The following is a 1781-nucleotide window of genomic DNA, read 5'->3' as shown; positions in this document are numbered from 1 at the left end:
GAAATCCTGTGTTGTTGATACGTTGTCTTCGCAGGTTATGTCCCATAGATATTTATTTTCCACTGCTGTTAACTGCTCGGTGTGGCTGGCAATAACGGTTACATCTCCGGTGCCTTTTTCCAACCTGCAAATCTCAACTGTGAGGTTGTGCCCTATTTCATCTTCTTCTATTGCTTCTGTCCGAATATGCGCTTTCCACGGGTTATCGCCAAATCCGAGCCCGCATTCTGCTCCGGTATCCGCATAGAACCATGCCACTTTGGTATAATTCAAATCAAAATATTCGCCTGTGCCGCTTCCTGAACCTTTGTGCATCAGGTTGTCCTTCGCGTGCGTCCTACTATCGTTCGCAGTTGGCGCATTATCGGGTTTATTCTCAGGGGTAAGATACCATGTCTGCAGGTTTGGAACCGGAAGCGTAATGTTGGAATCGAATCTCCCGCCTTCGTTGACCTCTTCTGATGATACCTTGAACTCAACAATCTTTGACTGACTTCCATCCGGACTTCTGACATCGAGCTGCAGTGTCTCGCCTGTAACTATATCAATGCCATGTCTAAGCACGAGCTGGTAGTAGTTAGAAGCGGACGAAGTCTCAGCCTGCCATTCCTCGCTCGTGTTCAGGTTTGTTATGTTAACTCTGGGATTATTGCATTTGCTGCCGTTTTCGTAAAACACATATCCTGATACGAGGAACGGACTTGAGGGCTGTGCCCCTATTATTTCTACGGTTCCGTTATTGATATTTGCAGGAATAGGATTGACATTCGGATCGCTTAGTTTCACTACGGTGAATTTGAGCTCGCTGAGTCCATCAATATCGTCAATTGCCTGGAATGTGATAGTTGCAAGAACGCCTGGCTCAGTTATTCCCGGAGTTGCTGTTCTAGCCTCACCGTATTTTAGCCAGCCCATAGTATTATTGATTTCGTTCTTGAGCACAGTTGAATCACTGCCACTGCCGAAGAACGGACCTTTATCCTGTGCAGTTGCATTTAGCAATGAATTATTGAAGTGCAGCTCATACTGTGCGCCATAAATCTCTACTCCCTCGGGATTTACAGTTACATTCACTGTGAATTCCTCTCCAGGTGCGACTTCTATATATGATGGCTCAACGCTTACTGTGCCAGCTGAAACGGTCTGAGAAATAGTCATCGGCAAGACTGCAAGTAGCGAAATCGCTATTATTGCTACGAGCACTATTCCCTGTATTACTCCTTTGTGTTCCATTCTTTCTTTCATAGTACATAAAGTATAATATTTCTTCGGTAAATCTTTCTTTTTGAAAGAAAGCTTTTTTCACACTTCCCAAGAGGTTGCTTAGATGTGTCCCTCCTTGCACTTTTCGGTTTCATTCCTCTTCCCACCATAACTTTATTGCAGGTATCCAGCCTGTGTATTTTTTCCCATTTGCATCTATGAACTCGTTACATGCTATTTTACCGCCTGTTGCGTTGTATTCCCCGGGATGATGGATAATCTGCGGGTAAGAACCTGTGCGAATGGTGTAGTTGTATTCTTTGCCGGGTTCGAGCGTAAAAGCGGTGTTGAACTTTAGGTTATGCCAGTTGCCTGTATATCCACTCCAGTTTGCGTGTGCATCCACGCCGTTGCCCCATATCCTCGCATATTCGGTGTGCCCGCCAGTGCCAGGGCATGCATAAGTGTATATCCTGTTCACTTCTATTCGCCGGTTGGGTGTTATTGTTCCGTTATGCACGCCCATTATACTTGGATACGGACTATCTGGTGCACCGGTGTCAAAAATAGCAATTCCG

2 protein-coding genes are annotated in these 1781 nt (G+C 45.4%); both read right to left on the bottom strand.

Annotated features, from left to right (window positions below):
* A partial coding sequence (locus tag J7J01_09105; GenBank protein ID MCD6211022.1) for a hypothetical protein occupies nt 1-1233 on the bottom strand: 1233 nt, incomplete at its 3' end.
* Nucleotides 1234-1354: 121 nt separating this feature from the next.
* Nucleotides 1355-1781: hypothetical protein (locus J7J01_09100; GenBank protein ID MCD6211021.1), on the bottom strand; the 427-nt coding region annotated here is incomplete at its 5' end.

The organism is Methanophagales archaeon (assembly GCA_021159465.1).
Lineage (GTDB): Archaea > Halobacteriota > Syntropharchaeia > Alkanophagales > Methanospirareceae > G60ANME1.
Note: the sequence above shows the minus strand (reverse complement) of the source record. Positions and strands in the feature narration are given on the sequence as shown.